Source organism: Pseudomonas sp. PH1b, assembly GCF_000633395.1.
GTDB lineage: Bacteria > Pseudomonadota > Gammaproteobacteria > Pseudomonadales > Pseudomonadaceae > Aquipseudomonas.
The window spans coordinates 550,701-574,915 of the sequence record NZ_AYMU01000002.1 but is presented as its reverse complement, the minus strand read 5'-3'; the positions used below and the strand labels follow the sequence as shown (position 1 = coordinate 574,915).

Sequence of the window (24,215 nt, the reverse complement as noted above, 5' to 3'; positions counted from 1 at the left end):
CATGAAAATCCTCTGGACCCTGCCCTACCTGCCCTGGCCAGCCACCAGCGGCGGCAAGACCCGGCAATACCACTTGCTGCGAGCCCTCGCAGCCCGGGGCCATCGCATCACCTTGCTGGTGCAGTCCAAGACGCCGCTGGATGAAGCTGCCCGCGCCGCCCTGGAGCCCTGGCTGGACCGCTTGATCGTGCTGCCACGGCGGCCCTTGCGCAGCTTCAAGACCCTGATGTCAGTGCTGTTCGCCCCCTACCCCATGCTGGCCGATGTGAACGGCCTGGCCAAACCGTTGCAGGAGCGCTTCAACGCATTGCTCCACGAGCCCTGGGACGTGATCCAGATCGAGCACAGCTACAGCTTCCAGCCTTTCGAACGGCCCCTGCAGCAGCACCGGCAAGACTTCATCCTCACCGAGCACAACGTCGAGTCGGCCCTCGGTGCGGCCAGCTACGACCGCCTGCCGGCCTGGTCGAAACCCTTCACTCTGTATGACCAGTGGCGCTACCGGCGCTGGGAACGCCGAGTCTTCCAACAGGCGGCCAGGGTGGTCGCAGTGACCGAACAGGACGCCCAGACCCTGGCCCGCCTGAGCGGCAAGCCCGCGGCTGTGGTGGTCAACGGCGTCGACTGCGGCTACTACGCTGCGGTGCAGCCGGACCTGGCCAGCCAGCGCCTGCTGTTCATCGGCAACTACGAATACAGCCCCAACCTGGACGCCGTGGAGTGGGCCCTGGAAGAGATCCTGCCACGGCTCTGGGCCCTCAATCCCGAGGTGCGCTTCGCCATCTGCGGCTACGCCCTGCCGGACAGCTTCCGCCAGCGCTGGCCGGACCCGCGCATTGAGTGGCAGGGGTTCGTCCCTGACCTGCGGGACCTGCAGCGACGTTCGGCACTGTTCTTCGCCCCGCTGCGCCAGGGGGGCGGTTCCAAGCTCAAGGTGCTCGAAGCCATGGCCGCCGGCCTGCCGGTGGTGACCACCGCCCAGGGCAGCTCGGGGCTGCAAGTGGAAAACGGTCGGCATTACCTGGGCAGCGAAGACCCCGGCGCCCTGGCCCAGATCCTCGCCGAGGCCCTGGCCGATCCCGGGTACCTGCAGCGCATCGGCAGTGCCGGGCGCGACTACGTGATGGCCGAACACGACTGGACCGTCGCTGCTGCTCAGCTGGAAGCGGTCTATCAGCAACTCCCCTCTGTCAAAGAAGAAGTGTCCGTATGCGCATAGGTCTGGATTACCGCCCCGCCGCGGGCTACAGCAACAGTGGTATCGGCCGGCAGAACCTGGCACTGGAAGACGCCCTGCGAGCCAACCCCCAGGTCAGCCTGCAATTGTTCGGCGTGGCCCCGGAAGATCATCCGCTGCGTCGCCGGGTGCATTGCCCACGCTGGGGCGCGCCCCTGCAAGGCGTGCACAGGTTGCCCACGCGCCTGCGTTTCGAGGGCGGCTTCCTGCCCGGCGCCCTGCGTGAAGCAGAGGTCGAACTGTACATCTGCAACTTCAACATGGGCCTGCCACTGGGCAAGAAACCCCAGGGCCTGCGCTATGTGCTGCAACTGCATGACCTGTTCCAGCTGACCCTGACCAACAGCCACGGCTCCAGGCTCAAGGAACGGGTCTATGGCCTCAGCGACAAGCTGTCCATCGGCCACTCGGTCAAGCAGGCAGACCGCATCTGGACCCCTTCGCAGTACACCGCCGATGAGCTGGTGAAACTGTTTCCCGAGGCGCGGGACAAGGTCCGGGTGTTGCCCAACCTGGTCAGCGGCTTCAGCGGTGAAGCCGCCGACATCAGCGATCTGCAACTGCCCGAGCGCTACTGGCTGGCGGTGGGCACCCGCGAACCGCGCAAGAACATTCCCTGGTTCGTGCGCAGTTGGCAGGCCGCGCGCCAGCAGTCTCCCGAGGTGCCGGAACTGGTGCTGGTCGGCGCCCCGGAACACCTGCCCGTCGAGCTGCGAGCCCTGCCCGGGCTGCATTTCCTCAGTGACATCAGCGACAGCCAACTGCATGCGGTTTACCGCCAGGCCCAGCGCCTGTGGCAACCCTCCTACGCCGAGGGCTTCGGCCTGCCGGTGATCGAGGCCCTGAGTGTCGGCACCCCGGTGGCAGTGGCCAGCGGCTCGGCCCTGGATGAAATCACTCCGGCCGCCAGCCCGCGCTTCTCGCCCACCGACAGCGCCGCCCTGAGCCAGCTGATGGTGCAACTGGCCAGCGCTCCGGCAGAAGATCCCGAGGCTCTCAAGGCCTGGGCCGCCGGCTACGCGCAGAGCGCCTATCGCCAGCGTTTCGATGAGCTGCTCGAGGAACTCAAGTAATGCCCATCGCGCTACCCTTGGCGGTACTTTTCAGCCTGCTCTTCGGTGTGCTGGTCTGGCTGTTGCCACCGCTGAAGGTGCTGATACTGATGGTCGGCATCGCGGCGGCGGTGACGGTGGTCCGCCGGCCACTGCGCGGGTTGCTGCTGTTCGCCGTGCTGGCAACCTTCCTGCCTTATTCCACGGTACAGATCGGCCTGCGCACCACGGTCTCGGAAGCACTGTTGCTGCTGGTCTGGGCCGGCGTCCTGTTGCAGAACCTGTTCTCCAACCTGCCGCAGGCGCCCAAGTTGCTGCGCACCGAGAAACTGCTACTGGCACTGATGGCCTTCAGCACGCTGCCGTTCATCATCGGCCAGTTGACGGTGAATGCCGACGGTAATGGTCCGGTGAACTGGGTGCGTTGGCTGCTCAACCTCTCGGCATTGTTCCTGGTGCCACGCCTGCTCCAGGAATACAAAGCCCGGGAGCAACTGGTCTGCGGCATGCTGCTGGGGACCCTGCTGCTCCTGCTGCTGTCGATCCCGGTGTTCCTGAAAAACGGCACCGCCACCGCCATGACACCGATCCTGGAAAAGCTTGGCTACGGTGGCATCACGGTGCTGGGGGACAGCCTCACAGCCCTGGCCAACCGCATGGGTTCGCCGTGGATGCACCCCAACGTCACCGGCGGGGCCATGGCCCTGCTGCTGCCCCTGGCCTTCTGCTTCGGCCTGACCCGCAATGGCTGGGAGCGCCGGCTGGGGCTCGCGGTGGCCCTGCTGGGTGTCATCGGGCTGCTGCTTTCCGGCTCCCGCGGTGCCCTGCTGAGCCTGTTAGTGGTGCTGATCTGGATGGCCCGCCAGCGGGTGCCCTACACCGGGCGCATGCTGATGGGCGGCTTCGTCCTGGGCGCCTTGCTACTGATGTCCTATCCGCCCCTGCAGGACCGCCTGCTGACGTTGTTCTCTTCCAACGATGCCAGTACCAGCGTGCGGGTCGACGAGTACTCGCACTTCCCCGCAGCCATGGCCATGTTCCCCTTCGGCATCGGCTTCAAGGTCGATCCGCCGGTGCCCGGCACGGGCCTGTGGGGCATCTCCAACCTCTGGCTGAACTACATCTACAAGATCGGTGTGCCCGGCATGCTGTTGTTCGTCGCAGTGATCTGGAGCTGGTGGCGGGAAACCCGGGCTCCCCAGAAACGGGTCAGGCTGAACCGCGACAACGCGCTCTGGCTCGGCAGCGGTGCCGGTCTCAGTGCTGCGCTGATCAGCGGCCTGTTCGACCATTACTTCAGTTTTACCCAGGTGTTGATCGCTCTGTTCTGGCTGTTGCTGGGCCTCAATCTGCATGAGGCCAGGCGCCTGCGGCTCAAGGCCCGCGCCCAAGCCCCCGAGCTCCCCCATGACTCCCCTCTCCCAGGAATCCGCCCATGAAACATCGCCTTTTCCATTCGCAGAACCTGAAGCAGGCCTTGCCTGAATATGCGCAGAAAATGGGCGTGAGCCTGGAGGAACTGGAGACGGCCTACCAGTGGATGCTGGAAAACGACGTGCTGTTCGAACAGCCGCTCAAGGGCAATGTGCTGACCTATGTCAGCTACCTGAACATCGAGTCGAAGATCGAGCCGCCCCTGCCACGGCGCTTCTACAAACTCTTGAGTCGCGAGCTGAAGGGCGCGCTGATCCCCATGTACGGGATCAACTGGCCGACCCTGCGCGACCGCATGCTGCGGGTCTGGGAACAGATCTACAACATCCTCATCTGCAAGATCCCCAGCCACACCCTGCGCCTGCTCTGGCTGCGCCTTGGCGGGGCGAAGATCGGCAAGGGCTCCACGGTCTGGCGCAACACCGAGGTGCTCGGTGTCGACAGCCTGCGCATCGGCCAGGACAGCACCGTGGCCTGGCACTGCCAGCTGGATGCCCGGGGCGGGCTGATCATCGGCAATCACGTGACCATCGCCTCCCACGTGCTGATCATCGCCGGCGGCCACGACCTCAAGGAGCCGGAATTCTGGGCCGTGGGCGGGCCGATCTACATTGGCGACTACGCCTGGATCGCCAGCCGAGCGCTACTGTCCTTTGGTGCCGACATTGGTGAAGGCGCGGTGGTTGGCGGGCAGACCGTGGTGTCCAAGCCGGTGCCGCCTTACGCCATCGTCAGCGGGCCGGACGCGGCCATCAAGGGCGAACGCTGCCGCAACCTCAACTACAAAGTGGGCGGCAAAGGCCTGTTCACTTTGTTCCACTAAGCCGTCCCATGTTCGGCGCCACGCTGTGGTTGACCCTCGCCACCCTGACCGGGCTGGCCGCCGGCTTTGCCCGGGAATGGCTGCTGGTGGCGGCCTGGGGCGCCGGGGGCCAGAGCGACGGTTTCCTGGTGGCGATGTTCCTGCCCGAAGCCCTGCGCATGGCCCTGGCCGCCGGCTTGCTGAGTGCCGCGGCGCTGCCGCTGTACCAGCAGCGTTCGGCTGCAGAACAGCAGGCCTGGCTCAGTGCCCTGGCACCACGCCTGCTGCTCTGCGGGCTGTTGCTGGCGAGCGTGCTCAGCCTCGGCGCGCCTTTGTGGGTGCGCCTGATCGGCCCCGGCCTGGGCAACGACGGCTACGCCCTGGCCGGTGGCGGCCTGCACCTGCTGGCCTGGTGCGCGCCGGGGTTCATTCTCCACAGCCTGTTCTGTGTGCCCTTGCAGGCCCGCTCGCGCTTTGTCCTGGCCGGCCTGGGCTCGCTGCTGTTCAACCTGCCGCCGGTGCTCTACCTGGCCAGCCTGCACCACGCGGCCACTCCCACCGGGCTGGCGGCGGCCTGCGTCCTGGGCAGCCTGCTGATGCCGACCGCGCTGCTACCGAGCCTGCTGCGGGACGGCTGGCGGCCGTGGCGCATCCAGGGTGCGCCGGGAGCCGGGCGCGAGCTGCTGCAACGCATCGGCCCACTGCTGAGCAGCAACCTCGCCAGCCAGGGCCTGGCCCTGCTCGAGCGCATGGCCGCGTCGCTGCTGGGTGAAGGGGCCGTTACCTGGATCAACCTGGCGCGCAAGCTGATCAACCTGCCGCTGATTGCCTTGATGAGCCTCAACCAGGTACTGCTTGGGCTGATGAGCGGCAGCTCCGGCGAACAGCGCCTGGATCTTCTGCGCAAGGGCCTGAGCAGCGCCACCTTGTTGACCATTCCGGCGGTGGTCGGGCTGATCGGCGCGGCGGCGGCCCTGGTGCACCTGTTGCTGCCCAACCAGGCCACCGGCAGCCCTCTGCCGGAGTTGCTGGCCTGGTTCTCGGTGCCGCTGCTGTTCGGTGCCTGGAACGCCCTGCTGGCACGTTATGCCTACGCCGCAGGTGACACCCGCATGCCCCTCAACTGCGAGCTGGCCGGCAGCCTGTTGAATGCGCTGCTGCTGGCCCTGCTGCCGTATTTCTTTGGCTTGATCGGCATCGCCCTGGCAGCAATCTGCGGGGTGCTGCTCACAGGGCTGTTGCTGATGCGCCGCCAGCAACTGCTGGGGCAGGTGCCGTGGCGCAGCCATTGGCTGATCGGCATCGGCGGCATGACGCTGGCGGCGCTGTTCCTGCACCCCCTGACCTCGATCGCCTGGCAGTTGGGCTTGAGCAGTTCCTGCGGCCTGCTGCTGTTGCTGGTGCTCGCCGCGTGGCTGCGCCCCTGGCGTCAGAACCTGACCTGAACCTGATCCGAACCGGAGGCATCGACTATGTCGACACTGCGCGTGGCCTGTGTGATCCCGACCTACAACGGCCGCCAGGACCTGGCGCGGCTACTGGATTCCCTGGCCATCCAGCGTGCGCACTTCGATACGCTGATCGTCGACTCCAGCTCCAGCGACGGCACCTATGAACTGGCCGTGTCACGCTGCCCCCATGTGCTGCGCATCGACAGCCGCGACTTCAACCACGGCGGCACCCGGCAGCTGATGGTGCAACGCAATGCCGATTACGACGTGTACGTGTTCATGACCCAGGATGCCTACCTGGAGGATGCAGAGGGCATCGCCAACATCGTTGCGCCCTTCGCCGACCCGCAAGTGGGCGCCGTGTGCGGGCGCCAACTGCCGCACCTGAATGCCAGCCCCCTGGCCACCCATGCGCGCCTGTTCAACTACCCACCGACCTCCCAGGTGAAAAGCCTCGCCGACGTGCCTGTGCTGGGTATCAAGACGGCCTTCATGTCCAATTCCTTCAGTGCCTATCGACGCGAAGCCTTGATGCAGGTCGGCGGATTTCCCAACCACGTGATCCTGTCCGAAGACATGTACGTGGGCGCCAAGATGCTCCTGGCGGGTTGGAAGGTGGCCTACGAGGGCAGCGCCTGTTGCCGCCATTCCCACAACTACAGCCTCAAGGAAGAGTTTCGCCGCTACTTTGACATCGGCGTGTTCCATGCCCGCGAACCCTGGATCCGCGAGGCATTCGGTGGTGCCGGGGGCGAGGGCTTGCGCTACGTCAAATCCGAATTGCGCTTCCTCGGCCCCCGGCGGTTGCTGGAATGGCCGGGGTCGTTGCTACGCAACGCGTTGAAACTGTTCGCCTACAAGCTCAGCCAGCAGGAGCGCCACCTGCCCCTGGGCTTGAAGAAAAACCTGGGCATGTACAGGCGTTATTGGGACAGCCCGCACGCTTGAACAAGGGCCCGGAGATAAAGTGATTTTTCTGACCGAAGAATGAGAATCACCTGAATTGACCCTAACAGGCCAATCAGTGACTGTGCTTATCAGGCGCTGACGCCTGACACAGGGAAGTGCACCGTCATGAACGACAAGGGATTCTATCCACAAGGGCATTCACCGCTCGACCACATGCAAGATCGTGCCTGGCGGACTGACCAGGCGCCCCGGGAGTTCGACCTGCCACTGTCACGCCACGCCAGGTTGCTGCCGACACTCAGGCGTCTTGCCTGGATGGCACTCGCGGCGATGTTGCTGGCCGGCCTGGTGACCTGGGGCTTCCACAGCCGCTTCGGACTGCTGTTGTTGTTACTGCTGCGCTGACATAAAGCAAGGGCCCGCTCCGACGACCGGGCCCGCTATGCTCAGTCCAGCACTTCGCTCAAGGGAATGAAACTCACCCAGTCGCCTTCCGCCAGGGTTCGTCCTTCCATCACCTCCACCAGCCCTTCGGCCCAGGCTGCACTGCGCAGGACGCCTGAACTCTGGTTGCGGTAGATGATCGCTCGACCGCCCTCCAGGCGGCCACGCAGGTATTCGCGACGGTTGCCGGGCTGGGCCCAGACAAACCCCGCCGGCACCTGGAAGCGCAACGGCTGCACCTGCTGCACGCCCTGGCGGCGCAACAGGTAGGGGCGTGCCAATAGGGCGAAGGTCACCAACGTCGAGGCCGGGTTGCCCGGCAGGCCGATCACCGGTACCCCGCGAAAATGGCCGAAGGTCAGAGGCTTGCCGGGCTTGATCGCCAGTTTCCACAAGGCCAGCTCGCCGGCCTCCCGCAGAGCGATGCCGAGAAAGTCTGCCTCCCCCACCGACACACCGCCGGTGGATAGAATCAGGTCGACATCCCCCAGCTCCGCCAGGCGCTGGCGGGTCGCGGGAAGATCGTCGGGCAAGATCCCCGCATCCAGCACTTCGCACCCCAGGCGCTGCAACCAACTGCACAGCAGCACCCGGTTGCTGTTGTAGATCTGCCCCGGACCCAGGGGTTGGCCCGGCTCCACCAGCTCATCACCGGTGGACAGCACCGCCACCCGCACTCGGCGCACCACTTCCAGCTCGGCGCACCCCAGGGAAGCCGCCAAGCCCTGCTCGATCGGTCCCAAACGGGTACCCGCCTCCAGCACCGCCTCGCCCACGGTGGTTTCCTGGCCTTGAGGCCGGATATTCTGGCCCACCTTCAACGGCTCGCTGAAGCGCACTCGCTGATCATCCTGGACCTGAGCGTTTTCCTGCATTTCAACGCAGTCCGCACCCTCAGGTACCGGGGCACCGGTGAAGATCCGGGCGCAGGTTCCCGGCTGCAGCGGCTCGGGGGCCTGCCCGGCAAAGATTCGCTGGCTGACCGGCAGCGCCTCGCCTTTCCAGTCCTCCAGGCGCAAGGCGTAGCCATCCATGGCACTGTTGGGCCAGGGCGGCAGGTCCAGGCTGGAAATCAGCGCTTCTGCCAGCACCCGCCCCTGAGTGGCTGCCAAGGGCAACCGCTCACGTTCGACAATGGGCGCCGCCTCGGCCATCGCCAGCAGTCGCTCCAGCGCCTCTTCCACCGGCATCAAGGCGCCGAGCTTGCCCGGCTTACCCACGGGATTCACAGGGCGCGGCCTGTTTCAAATGGGGGACGAAGTTGCACGGCCGATGACGTGAGTCCAGCTGTTCGGCCAGAATCCCATCCCAGCCGGTGCGGACCGCATTGGTCGAGCCCGGCAGGCAGCACACCAGGGTGCCGTTGGCCAGACCGGCCAGGGCTCGGGATTGCACGGTGGACGTACCAATGTCTGCCACCGAGATCTGCCGGAACAGTTCACCGAAACCGTCGACCTGCTTGTCCAGCAGGCAGGACACCGCTTCCGGGGTGCTGTCGCGCCCGGTGAAACCGGTGCCGCCGGTGATCAACACCACCTGTACCACGTCATCGGCGATCCAGGTGGCGACCTGGGCGCGAATCTTGTACAGGTCGTCCTTGAGCAGGACCCGCGCCGCCAGGCGATGGCCGGCAGCGCCCAGGCGCTCGACGAAGACCTGTCCGGAGGTATCGGTTTCCAGGGTACGGGTGTCACTGACGGTCAACACCGCAATGTTCAATGGGGCAAAGGGTACGTCCGCCTTGGCTTTCATAGGCTCGATCCAGTGGTAGAAGAAACAGCCCGTTGTTATATCACAGCCCTCTGCCCTGCCGCCGCCCGGGGGCTGGCAATCACCCCCGCTCCGGCCCTTGAACGCCAGGTCGCCGAGAGATGCGCTGCACCAGCGATGCCCCGCAGCCAGTGGATCCGCTGCAGCGAACGCCTGCGATCGATCCGACAACGTGGCAGAATGTCCCTGGCCAAGGAACTTGCAGACGTTGTATACGTCTGAAGACCAGCACTCAAAAGTACCCATTTTGGAGACACACAATGACTCATCGGACCCTCGCCACTTTCATGCTCGCTCTGGGCCTGGCCACGCTTGCCGGTTGCGCTTCGCCGTCAGTGATCACCCTGAATGACGGTCGCGAAATCCAGGCCGTTGACACCCCTAAATACGATAAGGATTCCGGCTTCTACGAGTTCGAGCAGTTGGACGGCAAGCAGACTCGTATCAACAAGGATCAAGTACGCACCGTCAAAGAGCTGTAAGCCCGACGGCTGGCGCTGCGCAAATAATAAAACCCGCCTGGTGCGGGTTTTATTGTTTGTGGGACGCGAAGAGTCAGCCGTGGTTGTGGCCATTCACCAGGCCAGGCTGAGGCGGCTTTCGAACTCCCGTTCCTGCCCCGTCAGCGGATCGATGAAACGCAGCCCCTGGGCCAGGAGCTTCAGCGGGTTGGCATGATCGTCCTCGGCGTCCTTGAGCACCTCGGGATAGAACGGGTCGTTGCAGATCGCCGCCCCCAGGGCACTCATGTGCACCCGCAGCTGGTGCTTCTTGCCGGTGACCGGGTACAGGGCATAGCGCCACAACTCACCGTGCGTTTCCCTGACCTCGATGACGGTTTCGGTGTTGCTCGGCCCCTCGCCTTCCTGCATGCGGAAAAACGGCTCGCCGTCCACCAATCGGCTCTTGTGCACCCGGGGAAAGCTCAAGTGGGGCAAGGCTCCGGCGATCGCCTCGTAGCGCTTTTCGATCTGCCGGGTAGGGAACAATGCCTGATAGGCGGAGCGGCTCTCGGGATCGGCGGAAAACAGCACCAACCCTGCCGTATGCCGATCGATGCGGTGCAAGGGCACCAGGTGCGGGTTGTCCAGACGCCGGATCAGGCGTCGCAGCAAGGTCTGTTCAACGTACTCGCCTGCCGGGGTCACTGGAAGAAAGTGTGGCTTGTCCGCCACCACCAGGTGTTCGTCGGCGTACAGGATCGTCTCCTGCACCGGGATCACCTTCTCGTCCGGCACCTCGCGAAAATAATGGATCCGCAGGCCTTCGCGGTACGCCAGATCCAGGCTGATGGGCTGGCCCTGTCCGTCCAGCACTCGCCCCCGGGCAATGCGATCCAGCCACTGTTCACGGCTGATGGCCTTGAAGTGATCGCACAGGCAATCCAGCACTGTGGTCCAGGAACCGGGTGGCAGGTACAGGGTACTGGCCTGATGCTGTGCAGCAGAAAAACTCGCGGAAGGCATACAAAAACTCGAGGGTTCAATGCAAGGCGGCATTATCCAACAGCCGCCACAAGGAACCTAGGAGCAGTTTCTCCTGCTTCAGGCGCAGGACTGCTTGGCCTGGGCCGCCGCCTCGGTGAATTCCTTCAGCCAGCGCAACACATCCACGGCCTCCCAGCGGCCCGGATCATAGAGTGCATAGAGCAACCCCTGGTAGCCCACCACATCCAGCTGCCGGTGGTAGCCGGCACGCTGGAACAAGGCCTCGATCTCGGCAAAGCAGGTGTTGAAGTGCAGCTTGTTGAACGGTGTCTTGCCCTCGGTGACCAGGCCATCCAGGCGCAGCTCAAGCACCGCCTCGCGGACCACATCGGTGGACATGCTGTTCACGCTGTTTTTCAGTTGTTCGACATTGACCATCATTTATTCCTTTAACGGTTTGAATCGTCCGCCACATCCCATCAAGGCTGCTTGCGCCCTACATAACTGACCACCCACAGCACCGCTCCCCAGATCTCGATCGAGCCCAGGTCATCCAGAACAATGGAAGGGATTGAAGGCCGCGCCGCCTTGAGCAGCAGGCCGCCACGTGGATCGGGGGCCAGCAGGCGCAGGGAATATTCGTCGCAGCCTCGGGGACGCACGACCAAGTACTGGTCCACCACCGGCGTGGCCGAGCGATCGACGATCAGCCGATCGCCCGGATAGATGCCGAACCCCAGCAGGTTGTCGTCATCCACCAGCAGACCATGGATGCCCGGAGCGCCCAGCCCCAGGGTCCGGTCGAGGGAAAAACCGCTGCCGGTGGGGCCTGAGGTCAAAGAGACGCCGTCGCTGTCGACCGGATTCAGGAAACGGGCTGGCAACGGTTGCGAGCGTTCGGTACCGGTCAGGAAAGTGAGAGACATGGCGAGATTCCTCGATTGCTGTATATGCATACAGTAACCGAATCGACGGATCTCGCCAACGAATTCCCGTCGCGAGCGACAGGCGGAGGCCGCTTCGGGCCGGGCCCCGTCTCAGCGCAGGAACGCCACCACCTGCTCTGCATCGAAGGGCCAGTTCAGCTCGAGGCCGGTGTCCACCCGGCACAAGACCGGGATGCGCAGGCCGTAGGCGTCGAACAGCTCCTGGCTCTCGGCGATGTCCACCAGCTCGACCATCAGGCCGTGCTCCACCAGTGGCATCAACTCGGCTTCGGCCAGCTCGCACAGGTGGCAACCAAGGGTGCCGAACAATTGACATTCAGGGGGCATGACAGGGCAACCATAAAAGAACCGGTGATTATTCTAGGCCGGTGAGAAAAAGCCGTCGACCAGGCAGCCTTCACAGAATGAAGCGGACTCGACGGCTGGCCAGGATCAGCAACGGCGCCACACCAAAGGCCAGCACCAGTACCAGCCCCGCCATCAGGTTGCCGTAGGCCAGTCCCAGGGACAGGGCTGCGAAGATGAACCAGGGGTGCACGTAATACACCGCGGACGACAGTTTCGCGGCGAAATTGCTCTCGCTGCCCCGGACATACACCATCGGCAACAGAAACAGCGCCGGGGTCAGCACCAGCAATGACGCGAGAAAATCGAAGTTCTGCTCGACGTCGGCCCGCAGGGCGAAGTTCAGCCCGGCCTCAGCCAGGATCGCTCCCAGCCCGAGAATCAGCCAGCACCACAGGCTGCGCCGGCTGATGCGTTGTTCCAGGCGATGGCGTGCGCAGAGAAAGCCGATGGCCATGAACGGAAACCCCATGAACAGGAAGTTGCGTGCGGTGTAGTCGTTCTGGTTGAAGTGCTGGAGAAACACGTTGGGCAGTTCGTAGTAAACCCGTGCGTACTGCAGGCACAGACCGCTCAGGAACGTCACCAGGACCAGGCCGATCAGGGCGCTCGAACGCCAGTTGCGCAGCACCAGCAGCATCACTCCGCCACCGAGCATGCCCAGCAGGTACCACAGGTGAAAATAGCCGATCAGCAGTTTCTTCAACAGCCCCAGCACCCCGCCGAGGCTGAGGAGGGTCGCCGGATCCACGTACTGCGGGCTGTAGACCAGCATCCAGAACAGGTAGATCAACAGGCAGCGCTTGAACCACTGGGCAAAGGAATGACCGCCGCTCAGGGACTGGTACAGGTAGTAGCCATTGATGATGAAAAACGTCGGTACCGCGACCCGGAACAGGCCGTTGCACAGCAGGTAGCCGGCCCAGGTGTAATTGCCCCCCAGCAGCTTGCAGTGCAGCAGCACCACCATTACCGCCAGCAGGACCTTCAGGGCGTCGAGGTTCGCATTGAGGACTTTCGGCATCGATGACCACCCGAATGAACAGGAAGAATCCGGGTATTACACCGGGTCGTAATGTTTGCGTTTTGTGCCAGAACTGAAGCGCCGCTTGCAGTAGGCCGTGGCACGATCGAGGATCGGCTTCTCGTAGAAGTGATAGCCGACCCAGCCATAGCAGACCACCGCGGTCATCATCAGCAGGCAGAACACCAGGTTGTCCACATAGCTGCCGGGCCAGGAACCGATCACCTGCCAGGCTCGCCCCACCACCCCCAGCACCAGCAGGTGGGACAGGTAGATGGTGTAGGACATGTCTCCGGTGGCGGTAAGAAACGCTGGTATCCGGATCAGTTGCCGTCGCTCCAGCAAGGCCAGGGACAGCACCAGGGTGCCGAAGGTTAGCCCCACCGCCAGCATTCTCGGCAACCCCTCGGTGAAGAACAGCTGGTAGGCGTAGATCAGCGGAATCCCCAGCAGAAAGACCGCCGCCAATGCCGCCCAGACCAGCACCGTGGGCACCTTGGCGCTGTGGGGACCGTAGAAGAACAGCGCCAGTGCGCTACCGGCGATGAACTCCAGGGCATAGGGATGCAGCATGATCTTCAACGCCGGGGAATAGTCCTGCCAGTTCTGCACCAGGTTGAACAGCACGATACCCAGCGCCCATAACAGCAGGATCAGCGGCAGGCGCTTTTCCTTGAAGAACAGGAACAGTGTGAACATCAGGTAGAACCACAGCTCGAAAAGCAACGACCAGGCCACCATCACCAGCAACACCCGGTCATTGGGCAACAGCAGGAAGGACAGCCACAGGTTCGAGCCGCCATGACTGCTGTTCACCAGCCCGGGTTGCCACAGGTAGACCCCCAGGGTGATGAAGAAATACAGCCAGTACGTCGGGTAGATCCGCGACAGGCGATTGAACAGGAAGCGCTGGGTCTCGAGGCTTTTCTGAAAGCGCCCGCGACTGACGATCACCATCACGAAGCCACTGATGACGAAGAACAGGTCGACCCCGAGCTGGAAAAAGTTCAGGAATACCGGCAGCAGGATGTCGCCGCCGGAATACTTGATCTCCACCGACATCATGTGAAACAGCACCACTCCCAGCACCGCGGCACCACGCAGCCCTTGCAGAGAATACAGACGCTCCATAAACCTCTCCGGCTCCTCACTGGCAGGGTCCTGTGGATAAAACCGCAGCCCGGCAGGTTGTGTGAAAACTGCTCGAGCACAGCCTTTTCAACAGACCCTGAGCATAGCGAAGGCTCGTGAAGATGAGACATTCTCGATAAAGAATGACGTGAGTCAGGGCCGTTTTCCGTCGCCCGGGTAATCCTCCCCGCCTTTTTGCCTCTAGTCTTTGCCCTGCCTGCCCCTTGTCCGGAGATGCCCGTTGTTTGCCAATCTACTGATCATTCTCGCCTCGTCCCTGGTGGTCATCGCGCTGTTCCGGCGCCTGAGCCTGCCCCCGGTGCTGGGCTACCTGTCCGTCGGGCTGATGGTCGGGCCCACCGCCCTGGACTGGGTCAACGACAGTGAAGACCTGCCGGACCTGGCGGAGCTGGGGGTGGTGTTCCTGCTGTTCTCCCTGGGCCTGGAATTCTCCCTGTCGAAGATGCTCGCCCTGCGCCGCGTGGTGTTTGGCCTGGGCAGCCTGCAGGTGCTGTGCAGCGGCCTGATCCTCGGTCTGTTGCTGGCCCTGTTCGGCATGTCCCTGACCTCGGCACTGATGCTCGGCACGGGCCTGGCCCTGTCCTCCACCGCCATCGTCAGCAAGGAGCTGACCAGCCTCGGCGAGATTTTCAGCAGCCACGGCCAGAACGCCATCGGCGTGCTGCTGTTCCAGGACGTGGTGGCCGTGCTGTTGCTGACCCTGGTCCCGGTCTTTGCCGGCCACAGCGACCAGGCCTGGTACTGGGCCCTGCCCGCAACCCTGGGCAAGACCCTGGTGCTGTTCGTTGGCCTGCTGCTGGCCAGCCGCTGGCTACTGCCGCGGCTGTTCCACGAAGTGGCCGCTTCCCACTCCGCCGAGCTGTTCGTGTTGCTGGCCCTGGTGATCGTCCTGCTGACCGCCTGGCTCACTCACCTGCTGGGCCTGTCCCCGGCCCTGGGGGCCTTCCTCGCCGGCATGCTGCTGGGGGAAAGCCACTACCGGCACCAGATCGAAGCCGACATCCGCCCGTTCCGCGACATTCTCCTGGGCTTGTTCTTCGTCAGCATCGGCATGCTCATCGACCTGCAACTGTTCCTCGACCATAGCCTGCTGATTCTCGGCCTGACCCTGGCCCTGCTGCTGATCAAGGGCAGCGTGGTGGCCGCCCTGCTCAAGCTGCGCGGCAGCGACGGCGAGACTGCCTGGCGCAGCGGCCTGGCCCTGGCCCAGGGCGGTGAATTCTGCTTCGCGCTGATGGCGCAAATGCAACTCAGCCAGATGATTCCACCACAGATCAGCAGCCTGCTGCTGGCCGCCACCTTCTGCTCCATGCTGCTGACGCCACTGCTGCTGCGGGCCGCACCGCTGATCACCGCGCGCCTGCACCGCAAGCCCAACCAGGCCGCGCAACTGGAGGAAATCAGCGCGCAGAACGCGCAATTGCAAGGCCATGTGCTGATCTGCGGGTATGGCCGGGTCGGCCAGTCCATCGGGCGCTTCCTGCGTCACGAGCAACTGCGCTACATCGCCCTGGACGATGATCCGGTCCGGGTCCAGGAAGCCTCGGCGGCGGAAAGCTGCGTGCACTATGGCGACTGCCGGCGCAGCGACCTGCTGGCGGCCGTCGGCCTGGAACGGGCCCGGCTGCTGGTGATCGCGGTGGACAAGACCGACATCGCCCTGAATGTACTCAAGGCTGCTCGCCGCCTGGACCGCACCGTGCCGATCCTGGTGCGCACCCGCGATGACAGCCAGCTGGCCGAGCTCAAGGCCGCCGGCGCCAATGAAGTGGTGCCCGAACTGCTGGAGTCGAGCCTGATGCTCGCCTCCCACGCCCTGATCATGCTGGGCCTGCCGGAGCAGCGGGTGCAGCGCACGGTGGATGAAGTGCGCCACAGCCGCTATCGCCTGCTGCATGGTTTCTACCTCGGAGCCCAGAGCACCCCACTGGACAACAGTGAGCCCGCTGCGGTGCAGATGCATGCGGTGAAACTCGATGCCGGGGCCCGCGCCTGCAACCAGTTGCTGGAAGAACTGGCCCTGGAACAACTGGGCGTGGACGTACGCGCCGTGCAGCGCAATGGCAGCGACCTGCCCCTGAACCCGACCCCGCGCCTGCAGGCCGGCGACCGGGTGCTGGTGTCCGGCTCACAGGAGGCCGTCGAAGCCTGCGAAACGCGCCTGCAGGCCGGTTGAACGCCCTCGGCATCGACCCTGGCCATCAAGCGGCCAGGGCCCTGAGCCCCTACCGTGGAGCGTCAGTCCTGGCTCACCGCACCGATCTTGTGCAGCGACAGGTCGGCGCCGTAATACTCCTGCTCCTGGGTCAGGCGCAGCCCGCAGCAGGCCTTGATCACCCCATACACGGCAAAGCCTCCCAGCAGCGCCACCGCCACCCCCAGGCCGGTGCCGATCAACTGGCTGATCAGGCTGACACCGCCCAACCCGCCCAGGGCACTCTGGCCAAAGATCCCGCAAGCGATACCGCCCCACACGCCACACAAACCGTGCAGCGGCCAGACCCCGAGCACGTCGTCGATCTTCCATTGGCTCTGGGCGGCAATGAAGCACCAGACGAACAGGGCCCCGGCAATCGCCCCGGTGACCAGCGCCCCCACCGGATGCATCAAGTCCGAGCCGGCGCAGATCGCCACCAGCCCGGCCAGCGGGCCGTTGTGCAAGAAGCCCGGGTCATTGCGCCCGACAATCAACGCCGCCACCGTGCCGCCCACCATGGCCATCAGCGAGTTCACCGCCACCAGCCCACTGACACCCTGCAAGGTCTGGGCGCTCATCACGTTGAAGCCGAACCAGCCGACAATCAGGATCCACGATCCCAGGGCCAGGAAGGGAATGCTCGATGGCGCGAACGCCACCAGCTTGCCGTCGCGATACCGGCCGTTGCGCGGCCCCAGCAACAGCACCGCCGCCAGCGCCAGCCAGCCGCCCATGGCATGCACCACCACCGACCCGGCGAAATCATGGAAGCCTGCGCCAAAACGCTGGGCCAGCCAGGCCTGCAGCCCGAAGTTGCCGTTCCACGCCAGCCCTTCGAAGAACGGATAGATGAAGGCCACGATCAGCACCGTGGCGCACAATTGCGGCACAAAACGCGCGCGCTCGGCGATGCCACCGGAGATAATCGCCGGGATCGCCGCGGCGAAGGTCAGCAGGAAAAAGAACTTCACCAGGCCATAGCCATGATCGGCACTGATCACCGCCGCCGGCTGCAGGAAGCTGACGCCGTAGGAGATCCAATAGCCTATAAAGAAATAGGCCAGGGTCGAGACCGCGAAGTCACTGAGGATCTTCGACAGCGCATTGACCTGGTTCTTCTGCCGGACGGTGCCCACTTCGAGGAAGGCAAAACCGGCGTGCATGGCCAGGACCATGACCGCACCGATCAGGATGAACAGGGTGTTGGAACCGTGGACCAGGGTGTCTACAGCGCTTTGCAGATTTTCCATGGAGTAGGCAGATCCGGAATCGGCCATCATCATTCCTGCGTCACGCACGCCGGCGGCCTTGCACCAAATTGGTCCGAGGCGTGGCAGCACGCGCGATCGGTGAACCGTTTTGGCGCGCCAGGACCCGGACGCGACAGCGCATGAACATGAATGACCTGAGGTTGAGTTTTTTCGGCCAGGGTTTGCGCGGTCTACCGCGTGCCCCTCGCTCGTTTTCAGCGCAGGCTTGCCAGCCTGCGCACCAGCACAAAGCAAAAGCTGTACCAGGCAATTACAGTGAACCTTCACCCGAGGCTCACACTCATAGCTCTCACAAGCCACTACGGAGATAGACCCATGGCCAGCAAAACGGCAAAGACGGCTCAAGAAGTACTGATGGCGGATTTTCAGGCACTGGTCAGTGACACGGAGCGTCTGCTGGAACACACCGCGACCCTGGCTGGCGACCAGGCCGATGAACTGCGCGAGCAAATCCACGACAGCCTGCTCAAGGCCCGGGAAACCCTGCAACTGACCGAAGACTCCCTGCGCCAGCGCGGCCAGGCGGCCGTTACCGCGGCGGAGGACTACGTCCAGAGCAACCCCTGGCAATCGGTTGGGATCGCCGCCGGCGTGGGCTTCCTGATCGGCCTCCTGGCGACGCGGCGCTGATATGGCTATCGGTGAATCCACGGCGTCCGGCAGCGGTCCGAGCGCTTCTTCGCGGCGCCTCGGGGCGGCGGTCCTGGGCCTGTTGCACAGTCACGTCGAACTGTTCGGCATCGAGTTGCAGGAGCAGAAAGCACGCACCGTGAGCCTGCTGCTGTTTGCCGGGCTGGCCCTGGTGTTTGCCCTGCTGTTGCTGGTGGGGCTGTCGGCACTGGTGCTGATCCTGCTGTGGGACAGCTACCGCCTGGCGGGGATCATCGGCCTGTGCCTGTTCTACACCCTGGCGGCGATCTTCTGCGGCCTGCGCCTCAAGGCCGCGATCTTCGACGAGTCCTCGCCCTTCCATGCCACCCTTGAAGAACTGGCCAATGATCGGGAGCGCCTGCTGCCATGAAGCTGCCTGAAGTTCCGCAGAACACCTCGCGCCGAGAAATGCGCAAGGTCCTGATCCGCCTGCGCATGGAAATGCACCGCCAGGAAATCCGCCACGAGTCCCAGCAACTGTTGCAGCCCCTGCAACGGGTGCGTGGCCTGGGCCAAAGCTGGCAGGAAGGTTTTGGCCTCAAGCACGCACCGCTCTGGGGCGTGGCGGTGGTGACCCTGCTGGGATTCATCACCGGCAAGGGCGCCAAGAGCGGTGGCGTCAGCAGCCTCACGCGTCTGGTGCGCCTGGGCACCAGTCTGCTGCCGCTGATCCGCCTGGCGATGCAAGGCGCTTCGCGCAAACCCTGAGCGGCCGACTCCGGTCGCTCCTTCTCCATCAGCCGCGCAGGTGGCTGCATTCTTGCTAAGCAACCGGACTCGGCCCCTCTCCCCAGGGGCCGACGCCTGCCTGGCCACCCGGCAACCCAGGCGCTCACTCCAACAAGACTCTGATAAGGAGGCCCTGTGATCGACGGGCAACCGCTCGCCTGCTTCCAGCCATTCATCGATACCGCCACCGGGCGCATTGCCGGCGTCGAGGCCCTTGGCCGGCTGCGCCAGGGCAATGGCCAATTGAAATCCGTGGGGCCGCTGTTCAGCGATCCGCGAACCCCCTTCAGCGCCCTGCGCCGCCTTGATCGCCTGGTCCGCGCCGACGCTTTGCGGCGCTTGCACGAAGCGCCGGCGGACTGGTTCCTGAGCCTGAACATCTCGCCGCGCTGGATCAGCCGGCTGCGCCCAGGGCAGCCGTTGCCGAGCCTCAAGCAATTGCACCAGCACCAGGTCGATCCACGGCGTGTCGTCTTCGAAATCACCGAGCTGGGGGGCGACAATCAGCGCCTGGCGGAAGTGGTGGCGCGCTACCGCCAGGCGGGCGCGCGGATCGCCATCGACGACTTCGGCGCCGGCTATTCGCAACTCGACCGGGTACTGGCCCTGCAACCGGACATCCTCAAGCTCGACATGCGCCTGTTCCAGGCGGCCGCCCGGGGCGGTCCCAGCGGCGACGTGGTCAGGGCCCTGGCGCAGATGGCGGAAAAGACCGGCTGCTGGATCATCGCCGAAGGGGTGGAAACCGAGTCCGAGCTGAGCTTCGCTCTGGAGTGCGGTTCGCGCTATGTCCAGGGTTTCCTGTTTGCCCAGGCCCAGGAGCCACTGTTCGCCAGCGACGCCTTCGTCCAGCCCTTTGCTCGGTTGCGCCAGCGTTATGTGCAACACAAGCTCGACGAGCGCCTGCGCCTGATGCGCATGCGCCAGCAACTGGTCCAGCTGATGAGCCTGCTCCAGGCCTGGGCCCAGGCCCAGGCGCCCATCAGCCAGTTGCCCGAGGTCGAGGCCTTTCCCTGGCTGTTGCGCTTCTATCAGTGCGACCGGCATGGCACCCAACTGACACCCAACCTGGAATGGCGCCCTAACGGCTGGCAGGCCGACAACAGCTACGTCGGCCACAACTGGTCGTGGCGCCCGTACTTCTATCATTTGCTGGCCGAAGGCTGGGAGGAACGACGCCTGATCCTCTCCAGCACCTACCGCGACGCCACCAGCAACCAATACTGCCTGACGGCCGGGCAGTTCTTTGCAAACGGCCAGCGCCTGTTGCTGATCGATATCGATGCCGCCGGCCTGTAACCCTTGAGCCTGTATCGCCTTCGCGGGAGGGCTGGCGCAGGCGCTGACAACACCGGCACCTGGCCCCGGCCACCCGGCTCGCCCGTTGCGGACGCAATTACTTGCAGTCCGGCGCAGCGCCCCTCTTGCAGCCCTGCCCGGGAACCCGGAAGCTGGGCGCCTCAGTTTTTTTTCGGAGAGACCCGCCTTGGATTGGCAGACCCTGCTCAACCGCGAACGCCTCGGAAAGCCAGTGCACAGCCCGGAAGAACTCGGCCGTAGCCCTTTCCACAAAGACCATGACCGCATCATCTTCTCCGGCGCCTTCCGCCGTCTGGGGCGCAAGACCCAGGTGCACCCGGTGTCCAGCAACGACCACATCCACACCCGCCTGACCCACTCCCTGGAAGTCAGTTGCGTCGGGCGTTCCCTGGGCATGCGCGTCGGCGAAACCCTGCGCAGCGCCCTGCCCGACTGGTGCGAACCCAGCGACCTGGGAATGGTGGTGCAGTCCGCCTGCCTGGCCCACGACATCGGCAACCCGCCCTTCGGCCACTCCGGCGAAGACGCCATCCGCCACTGGTTCCAGCAGGCTGCCGGGCGTGGCTGGCTGGACGCGATGAGCGAGGCCGAGCGCCAGGACTTCCTCAATTTCGAAGGCAATGCCCAGGGATTCCGGGTCCTCACCCAACTGGAATACCACCAGTTCGACGGCGGCACCCGGCTGACCTACGCCACCCTCGGCACCTACCTCAAGTACCCCTGGACCGCTCGCCACGCCGACTCCCTGGGCTACAAGAAACACAAGTTCGGCTGCTACCAGAGCGAGCTGCCGCTGCTGGAGCAGATCGCCCACAAACTGGGCCTGCCACAGCTCGAAGAACAGCGCTGGGCCCGCCACCCGCTGGTGTACCTGATGGAGGCCGCGGACGACATCTGCTACGCCCTGATCGACCTCGAGGACGGCCTGGAGATGGACCTGCTGGAGTACGCCGAAGTCGAAGCCCTGCTCCTGGGCCTGGTGGGCGACGACCTGCCGGAAACCTATCGCCAGCTGGGTCCGGGGGACTCTCGCCGACGGCGCCTGGCGATCCTTCGGGGCAAGGCCATCGAACACCTGACCAACGCCGCCGCCCGGGCTTTCGTCGAACAGCAGGACGCACTGCTGGCCGGCACCCTGCATGGCGACCTGGTGGAACACATGCACGGCCCGGCCAAGCGTTGCGTGCTCAATGCCAAGGACGTGGCGCGCCGCAAGATCTTCCAGGACAAGCGCAAGACCCTGCACGAGATCGGCGCCTACACCACCCTGGAGATCCTGCTCAACTCCTTCTGCGGCGCGGCGCTGGAGCAACACGGTGGCAAGACCCCGTCGTTCAAGAACCGGCGGATCCTCGACCTGCTGGGCAACAATGCACCGGACCCGCACTGGCCGCTGCATACCTCGTTCCTGCGGATGATCGACTTCATTGCCGGCATGACCGACAGCTACGCCAGTGAAATGGCCCGGGAAATGACCGGGCGCTCAAGCCCGCAATAACCCGCGCCGATCAAGCGCCTGCCAGCAGTAACAGGCGCTTGATATGACTTGCACCATCCAATCGGCAACTAAGGGATTCCCCTACGCGCATTCCGGACCGAGCGCCCAGGAAAGGTCGGGGCAATAGGCGCCGAGCAACTGCAGTGCCTTGTGAATGATCAGCACTAGTTCCGGCAGGCCGATATAAGGAAAACCCTTAGCCAATCTTGCTCACTCAAAATAGAGCAACTACTCGATTAACAACTGAAACTAACAAAGAACATTCTTCATGGCTGGCCGGTATCGCCGGACAGGCTCATAGAAACCGAACATTTCAGCAGCCCCTCAAATAAGCCTCCTACCTGGAAATCTTCGCGCTCATCGCCACACCCCTTGCCAATCAAGGCCGTAAGTAAAAAACTGTTAGCCTTCTATGCATTTACAATTTACGTACAAATCGGTTTTCAGGTTTCGGATAGTCTCGATTTCAACAGGAATTTTCCCCGCTGGCCCTCCCCGGAAAAATTAATTGCACCCTGCGCTGTAACGTTTTCATTGCATCTTACTCAAGACTTTTGTCATACCTGACGTTGCACTGCTCGACTCGGAACTTACTCAGGAACTGTCACTTTCGAGAACTTGAACACTCGCTGTCGACATACAAGTCGACGGTATTTCAGGTTCACAAAACTGAACTAGAAGCGACGCTATTAGTTGAGCCTGCGCGGTCGGCTTTTCGTCACTTCCTCTTCTTAAAGTAAGGATGCCAAGTGCCCTATCCATCACGCACTGATCGTTCCCTTCTCAGCCGTACCGGCTGGGGCTGCCTGGGACTGGTACTGGGCCTGGCGTACCTGACGCCGACGTTGGCCGATGACCTGCAACCCGGGCAGGAAGCCCTGCGCCTGCAGCAGCAACAGCAGCGGGACCTGCAACAGTTGCAACTGGAACAGCGCCAGCGGCAGATGCAGCGGGGCAGCTTCGGCGGCGCCCCGGCCACGCCCCAGTTGCCGGAGCAAGGCGTCACCGACAATCAATGCTGGCCCCTCAGCGGTACCCGCATCGGCGGTGTCAGCCTGTTCAACAAGGCCCGGCTCAACGATTACCTCAAGCCGTACCTGGCGCCCTGCATGGGGGTCAATCAGATCAACCAACTGCTGGCGGCGATCACCCGCTTCTATGTCGACGCCGGCTATATCGCCAGTCGCCCGTACCTGGCCAGTGCCCCGGCGGCCGGCCACAGCCTGGATATCCTGGTAGAGGAAGGTTATGTCGAAGCCATCGAGCTGGCCGACCAGAGCCTGCCGGTGTCGTTGCGCGGCGCGTTCCCGGGAATGCTCGGCAACCCCTTGAACCTGCGCGACCTGGAGCAGGGCCTGGACCAGCTGAACCGCCTGCGTTCCGTGGACCTGACCGCCGACATCGCCCCGGGCAGCCAGCCCGGCGCCTCGCGGATCATCCTGCGCTCGCGCAGCAAGGCGGCCCGCTGGGGGCTCGGGCTGGGGGTGGACAATCTCGGCAGCGCCGGCACCGGCCGTGATCGCCAGTCGATCAACCTCAACCTCGACAGCCCGTTGCAAATCAACGACGCGCTGAACCTCAACTACAGCGACACCCTCAACCACGGCCCGCGCTACAGCCGCAGCAGCAGCCTGTTCTACTCGGTGCCCTACGGCTACTGGACCTACAGCCTGTTCGCCAGCCACGCCGAGTACCGTGCCCCTCTCAAGCTGGCACGCACCACCCTGTACAACAGCGGGCGTACCGACATGGTCAGCGGCCGCGCCGACCGGGTGCTGTGGCGCGATCAGAGCCACCAGCTCAGTGCCAACCTGCAACTGGCCTACAAGGACGTCGACAGCTACCTGCAAAAGGCTCATCTGCAGATCCAGAGCCCAACCCTGACCGTGGCCGAGGCCGGGCTCAATCTGTTCTGGCTCAACAGCGCGGTATGGAACCTGGATGTCAATTACGCCCAGGGGCTGACCTGGTTCGGTGCCGACCGCGACTCGCAGCAAGTGCAGCGCAACCTGCCCCAGGCCCAGTTTCGCAAGTATCGCGCCGGGCTCAGCCAGTGGCGCAACGGCCAGTGGGGCCAGCAGCGCTGGCAGTGGCAGAGCCAGTTGAACCTGCAGTACAGCCCCGACCCGTTGCCGGCCATCGAACAACTGCTGGGGACCGATGATTCGGCGGTTCGCGGCTACCGCGTCAACAGTGCCTCGGGGGCCATCGGCGGGATCTGGCGCAACACCCTGCGCCTGCCCCTGAGCACCGACCTGCCGCTGAAGATCACCCCGCGCCTGGGCCTGGACGACGGCTGGATCAAGGCCAGGCACGGTGCCCAGAGCCAGCACCTGAGCGGCGCCAGCGCAGGGCTCAACCTGGCCTGGAAAAACCTCCAGTTGGACCTGGATTACCAACGCAGCCTGAACACTCCGGAGCGCTTTCGAACGGAACCGGAAGTCTGGCTGGCCAGGATCAGCCTGCAGATCTGATCCACCGACATTTAGCCTGAAGTACCCGATGAACCTGAGCACCACGCGCCGTTGCACCCGATAAAGCAACGCCCGGCTCAC

At 64.1% G+C, this 24,215-nt stretch carries 24 protein-coding genes; 15 read left to right on the top strand and 9 right to left on the bottom strand.

What is annotated here, in order from left to right:
* The first annotated feature begins 1 nt into the window (after position 1).
* The 7 genes from U873_RS0105250 (at position 2) to U873_RS0105220 (ending at position 7,290) form a co-directional block, all read left to right on the top strand.
* Positions 2 to 1,219 (top strand): glycosyltransferase family 4 protein, encoded by a 1,218-nt coding sequence (locus U873_RS0105250; protein ID WP_025127234.1) that lies wholly within the window; start codon positions 2 to 4, stop codon positions 1,217 to 1,219.
* Complete coding sequence (locus tag U873_RS0105245; RefSeq protein ID WP_025127233.1) at positions 1,210 to 2,310, top strand: glycosyltransferase family 1 protein; 1,101 nt, start codon at positions 1,210 to 1,212, stop codon at positions 2,308 to 2,310. The genes U873_RS0105250 and U873_RS0105245 overlap by 10 nt, the downstream gene beginning before the upstream one ends.
* Positions 2,310 to 3,728, top strand: a complete 1,419-nt coding sequence (locus U873_RS0105240) for an O-antigen ligase (protein ID WP_025127232.1) — start codon at positions 2,310 to 2,312, stop codon at positions 3,726 to 3,728. Before U873_RS0105245 ends, U873_RS0105240 begins: the two co-directional genes overlap by 1 nt.
* Entirely contained in the window at positions 3,725 to 4,546 is an 822-nt protein-coding gene (locus U873_RS0105235) for an acyltransferase (RefSeq protein ID WP_025127231.1), read from the top strand. Before U873_RS0105240 ends, U873_RS0105235 begins: the two co-directional genes overlap by 4 nt.
* An 8-nt stretch (positions 4,547 to 4,554) precedes the next feature.
* Positions 4,555 to 5,970: a lipid II flippase MurJ gene (locus tag U873_RS0105230; protein ID WP_025127230.1), complete on the top strand. Its 1,416-nt coding sequence runs from the start codon at positions 4,555 to 4,557 to the stop codon at positions 5,968 to 5,970.
* A 27-nt stretch (positions 5,971 to 5,997) separates the two neighbouring features.
* Positions 5,998 to 6,924, top strand: coding sequence for a glycosyltransferase family 2 protein (locus tag U873_RS0105225; RefSeq protein ID WP_025127229.1), 927 nt, complete (start codon positions 5,998 to 6,000; stop codon positions 6,922 to 6,924).
* 126 nt (positions 6,925 to 7,050) lie between these two features.
* Positions 7,051 to 7,290, top strand: coding sequence for a hypothetical protein (locus U873_RS0105220; RefSeq protein WP_025127228.1), 240 nt, complete (start codon positions 7,051 to 7,053; stop codon positions 7,288 to 7,290).
* 41 nt (positions 7,291 to 7,331) lie between these two features.
* Here U873_RS0105220 and glp read toward each other — a convergent pair whose 3' ends face one another.
* Both glp and moaB read right to left on the bottom strand, forming a co-directional pair.
* Positions 7,332 to 8,519 (bottom strand): gephyrin-like molybdotransferase Glp, encoded by a 1,188-nt coding sequence (glp, locus tag U873_RS0105215; protein WP_177330241.1) that lies wholly within the window; start codon positions 8,517 to 8,519, stop codon positions 7,332 to 7,334.
* A 22-nt stretch (positions 8,520 to 8,541) separates the two neighbouring features.
* The gene (moaB, locus tag U873_RS0105210; RefSeq protein WP_025127226.1) at positions 8,542 to 9,081 is read right to left on the bottom strand and encodes a molybdenum cofactor biosynthesis protein B; all 540 of its coding nucleotides are present in this window, start codon (positions 9,079 to 9,081) and stop codon (positions 8,542 to 8,544) included.
* A 278-nt stretch (positions 9,082 to 9,359) separates the two neighbouring features.
* Between moaB and U873_RS0105205 the strand changes: the two genes are divergently transcribed.
* The gene (locus U873_RS0105205) at positions 9,360 to 9,581 is read left to right on the top strand and encodes a YgdI/YgdR family lipoprotein (RefSeq protein WP_025127225.1); all 222 of its coding nucleotides are present in this window, start codon (positions 9,360 to 9,362) and stop codon (positions 9,579 to 9,581) included.
* A gap of 93 nt (positions 9,582 to 9,674) precedes the next feature.
* Here U873_RS0105205 and U873_RS0105200 read toward each other — a convergent pair whose 3' ends face one another.
* The 6 genes from U873_RS0105200 to U873_RS0105175 all read right to left on the bottom strand — a co-directional run bounded on the left by U873_RS0105200 (position 9,675) and on the right by U873_RS0105175 (position 13,973).
* Entirely contained in the window at positions 9,675 to 10,565 is an 891-nt protein-coding gene (locus U873_RS0105200) for a pseudouridine synthase (protein ID WP_025127224.1), read from the bottom strand.
* A gap of 78 nt (positions 10,566 to 10,643) precedes the next feature.
* Positions 10,644 to 10,964 (bottom strand): hypothetical protein, encoded by a 321-nt coding sequence (locus U873_RS0105195; RefSeq protein WP_025127223.1) that lies wholly within the window; start codon positions 10,962 to 10,964, stop codon positions 10,644 to 10,646.
* A gap of 41 nt (positions 10,965 to 11,005) precedes the next feature.
* On the bottom strand, positions 11,006 to 11,452 hold the full coding sequence (locus U873_RS0105190; protein WP_025127222.1) for a S24 family peptidase: 447 nt from the start codon (positions 11,450 to 11,452) through the stop codon (positions 11,006 to 11,008).
* A 111-nt stretch (positions 11,453 to 11,563) separates the two neighbouring features.
* Positions 11,564 to 11,800 (bottom strand): glutaredoxin family protein, encoded by a 237-nt coding sequence (locus U873_RS0105185; protein WP_025127221.1) that lies wholly within the window; start codon positions 11,798 to 11,800, stop codon positions 11,564 to 11,566.
* A 70-nt stretch (positions 11,801 to 11,870) separates the two neighbouring features.
* Positions 11,871 to 12,842: an acyltransferase gene (locus U873_RS0105180; protein WP_025127220.1), complete on the bottom strand. Its 972-nt coding sequence runs from the start codon at positions 12,840 to 12,842 to the stop codon at positions 11,871 to 11,873.
* 36 nt (positions 12,843 to 12,878) lie between these two features.
* A complete protein-coding gene (locus tag U873_RS0105175; protein ID WP_025127219.1) occupies positions 12,879 to 13,973 on the bottom strand; it encodes an acyltransferase in 1,095 nt (364 codons plus the stop codon).
* A gap of 241 nt (positions 13,974 to 14,214) precedes the next feature.
* Here U873_RS0105175 and U873_RS0105170 point away from each other — a divergent pair, with 241 nt between their 5' ends.
* Positions 14,215 to 16,170: a monovalent cation:proton antiporter-2 (CPA2) family protein gene (locus U873_RS0105170; protein WP_025127218.1), complete on the top strand. Its 1,956-nt coding sequence runs from the start codon at positions 14,215 to 14,217 to the stop codon at positions 16,168 to 16,170.
* 62 nt (positions 16,171 to 16,232) lie between these two features.
* On the opposite strand, the gene U873_RS0105165 is transcribed toward U873_RS0105170, so the two are convergent.
* Entirely contained in the window at positions 16,233 to 17,441 is a 1,209-nt protein-coding gene (locus U873_RS0105165; RefSeq protein ID WP_025127217.1) for an ammonium transporter, read from the bottom strand.
* A gap of 336 nt (positions 17,442 to 17,777) precedes the next feature.
* On the opposite strand from U873_RS0105165, the gene U873_RS0105160 reads away from it, so the two are divergent.
* The 6 genes from U873_RS0105160 to U873_RS0105135 all read left to right on the top strand — a co-directional run bounded on the left by U873_RS0105160 (position 17,778) and on the right by U873_RS0105135 (position 24,134).
* Positions 17,778 to 18,092: a YqjD family protein gene (locus U873_RS0105160; protein ID WP_011062506.1), complete on the top strand. Its 315-nt coding sequence runs from the start codon at positions 17,778 to 17,780 to the stop codon at positions 18,090 to 18,092.
* A 1-nt stretch (position 18,093) separates the two neighbouring features.
* A complete protein-coding gene (locus U873_RS0105155) occupies positions 18,094 to 18,483 on the top strand; it encodes a phage holin family protein (RefSeq protein ID WP_025127216.1) in 390 nt (129 codons plus the stop codon).
* Positions 18,480 to 18,821, top strand: a complete 342-nt coding sequence (locus tag U873_RS0105150; RefSeq protein ID WP_025127215.1) for a hypothetical protein — start codon at positions 18,480 to 18,482, stop codon at positions 18,819 to 18,821. Before U873_RS0105155 ends, U873_RS0105150 begins: the two co-directional genes overlap by 4 nt.
* 156 nt (positions 18,822 to 18,977) lie before the next feature.
* Positions 18,978 to 20,141: an EAL domain-containing protein gene (locus tag U873_RS0105145; protein ID WP_025127214.1), complete on the top strand. Its 1,164-nt coding sequence runs from the start codon at positions 18,978 to 18,980 to the stop codon at positions 20,139 to 20,141.
* 187 nt (positions 20,142 to 20,328) lie between these two features.
* Positions 20,329 to 21,660: a deoxyguanosinetriphosphate triphosphohydrolase gene (locus U873_RS0105140; protein ID WP_025127213.1), complete on the top strand. Its 1,332-nt coding sequence runs from the start codon at positions 20,329 to 20,331 to the stop codon at positions 21,658 to 21,660.
* 806 nt (positions 21,661 to 22,466) lie between these two features.
* On the top strand, positions 22,467 to 24,134 hold the full coding sequence (locus tag U873_RS0105135) for a ShlB/FhaC/HecB family hemolysin secretion/activation protein (RefSeq protein ID WP_256244282.1): 1,668 nt from the start codon (positions 22,467 to 22,469) through the stop codon (positions 24,132 to 24,134).
* The last annotated feature ends 81 nt before the right edge of the window (positions 24,135 to 24,215 follow it).

Bases quoted from the DNA above. Each gene is read 5' to 3' on its own strand.
- glp (WP_177330241.1), bottom strand. From the start codon at position 8,519: ATGCCGGTGGAAGAGGCGCTGGAGCGACTGCTGGCGATGGCCGAGGCG.
- U873_RS0105190 (WP_025127222.1), bottom strand. From the start codon at position 11,452: ATGTCTCTCACTTTCCTGACCGGTACCGAACGCTCGCAACCGTTGCCA.
- U873_RS0105220 (WP_025127228.1), top strand. From the start codon at position 7,051: ATGAACGACAAGGGATTCTATCCACAAGGGCATTCACCGCTCGACCAC.
- U873_RS0105250 (WP_025127234.1), top strand. From the start codon at position 2: ATGAAAATCCTCTGGACCCTGCCCTACCTGCCCTGGCCAGCCACCAGC.
- U873_RS0105230 (WP_025127230.1), top strand. From the start codon at position 4,555: ATGTTCGGCGCCACGCTGTGGTTGACCCTCGCCACCCTGACCGGGCTG.
- U873_RS0105225 (WP_025127229.1), top strand. From the start codon at position 5,998: ATGTCGACACTGCGCGTGGCCTGTGTGATCCCGACCTACAACGGCCGC.
- U873_RS0105205 (WP_025127225.1), top strand. From the start codon at position 9,360: ATGACTCATCGGACCCTCGCCACTTTCATGCTCGCTCTGGGCCTGGCC.
- U873_RS0105235 (WP_025127231.1), top strand. From the start codon at position 3,725: ATGAAACATCGCCTTTTCCATTCGCAGAACCTGAAGCAGGCCTTGCCT.
- U873_RS0105180 (WP_025127220.1), bottom strand. From the start codon at position 12,842: ATGCCGAAAGTCCTCAATGCGAACCTCGACGCCCTGAAGGTCCTGCTG.
- U873_RS0105195 (WP_025127223.1), bottom strand. From the start codon at position 10,964: ATGGTCAATGTCGAACAACTGAAAAACAGCGTGAACAGCATGTCCACC.
- U873_RS0105245 (WP_025127233.1), top strand. From the start codon at position 1,210: ATGCGCATAGGTCTGGATTACCGCCCCGCCGCGGGCTACAGCAACAGT.
- U873_RS0105200 (WP_025127224.1), bottom strand. From the start codon at position 10,565: ATGCCTTCCGCGAGTTTTTCTGCTGCACAGCATCAGGCCAGTACCCTG.
- U873_RS0105175 (WP_025127219.1), bottom strand. From the start codon at position 13,973: ATGGAGCGTCTGTATTCTCTGCAAGGGCTGCGTGGTGCCGCGGTGCTG.
- U873_RS0105165 (WP_025127217.1), bottom strand. From the start codon at position 17,441: ATGGAAAATCTGCAAAGCGCTGTAGACACCCTGGTCCACGGTTCCAAC.
- U873_RS0105240 (WP_025127232.1), top strand. From the start codon at position 2,310: ATGCCCATCGCGCTACCCTTGGCGGTACTTTTCAGCCTGCTCTTCGGT.
- U873_RS0105150 (WP_025127215.1), top strand. From the start codon at position 18,480: ATGAAGCTGCCTGAAGTTCCGCAGAACACCTCGCGCCGAGAAATGCGC.
- U873_RS0105155 (WP_025127216.1), top strand. From the start codon at position 18,094: ATGGCTATCGGTGAATCCACGGCGTCCGGCAGCGGTCCGAGCGCTTCT.
- U873_RS0105160 (WP_011062506.1), top strand. From the start codon at position 17,778: ATGGCCAGCAAAACGGCAAAGACGGCTCAAGAAGTACTGATGGCGGAT.
- U873_RS0105185 (WP_025127221.1), bottom strand. From the start codon at position 11,800: ATGCCCCCTGAATGTCAATTGTTCGGCACCCTTGGTTGCCACCTGTGC.
- moaB (WP_025127226.1), bottom strand. From the start codon at position 9,081: ATGAAAGCCAAGGCGGACGTACCCTTTGCCCCATTGAACATTGCGGTG.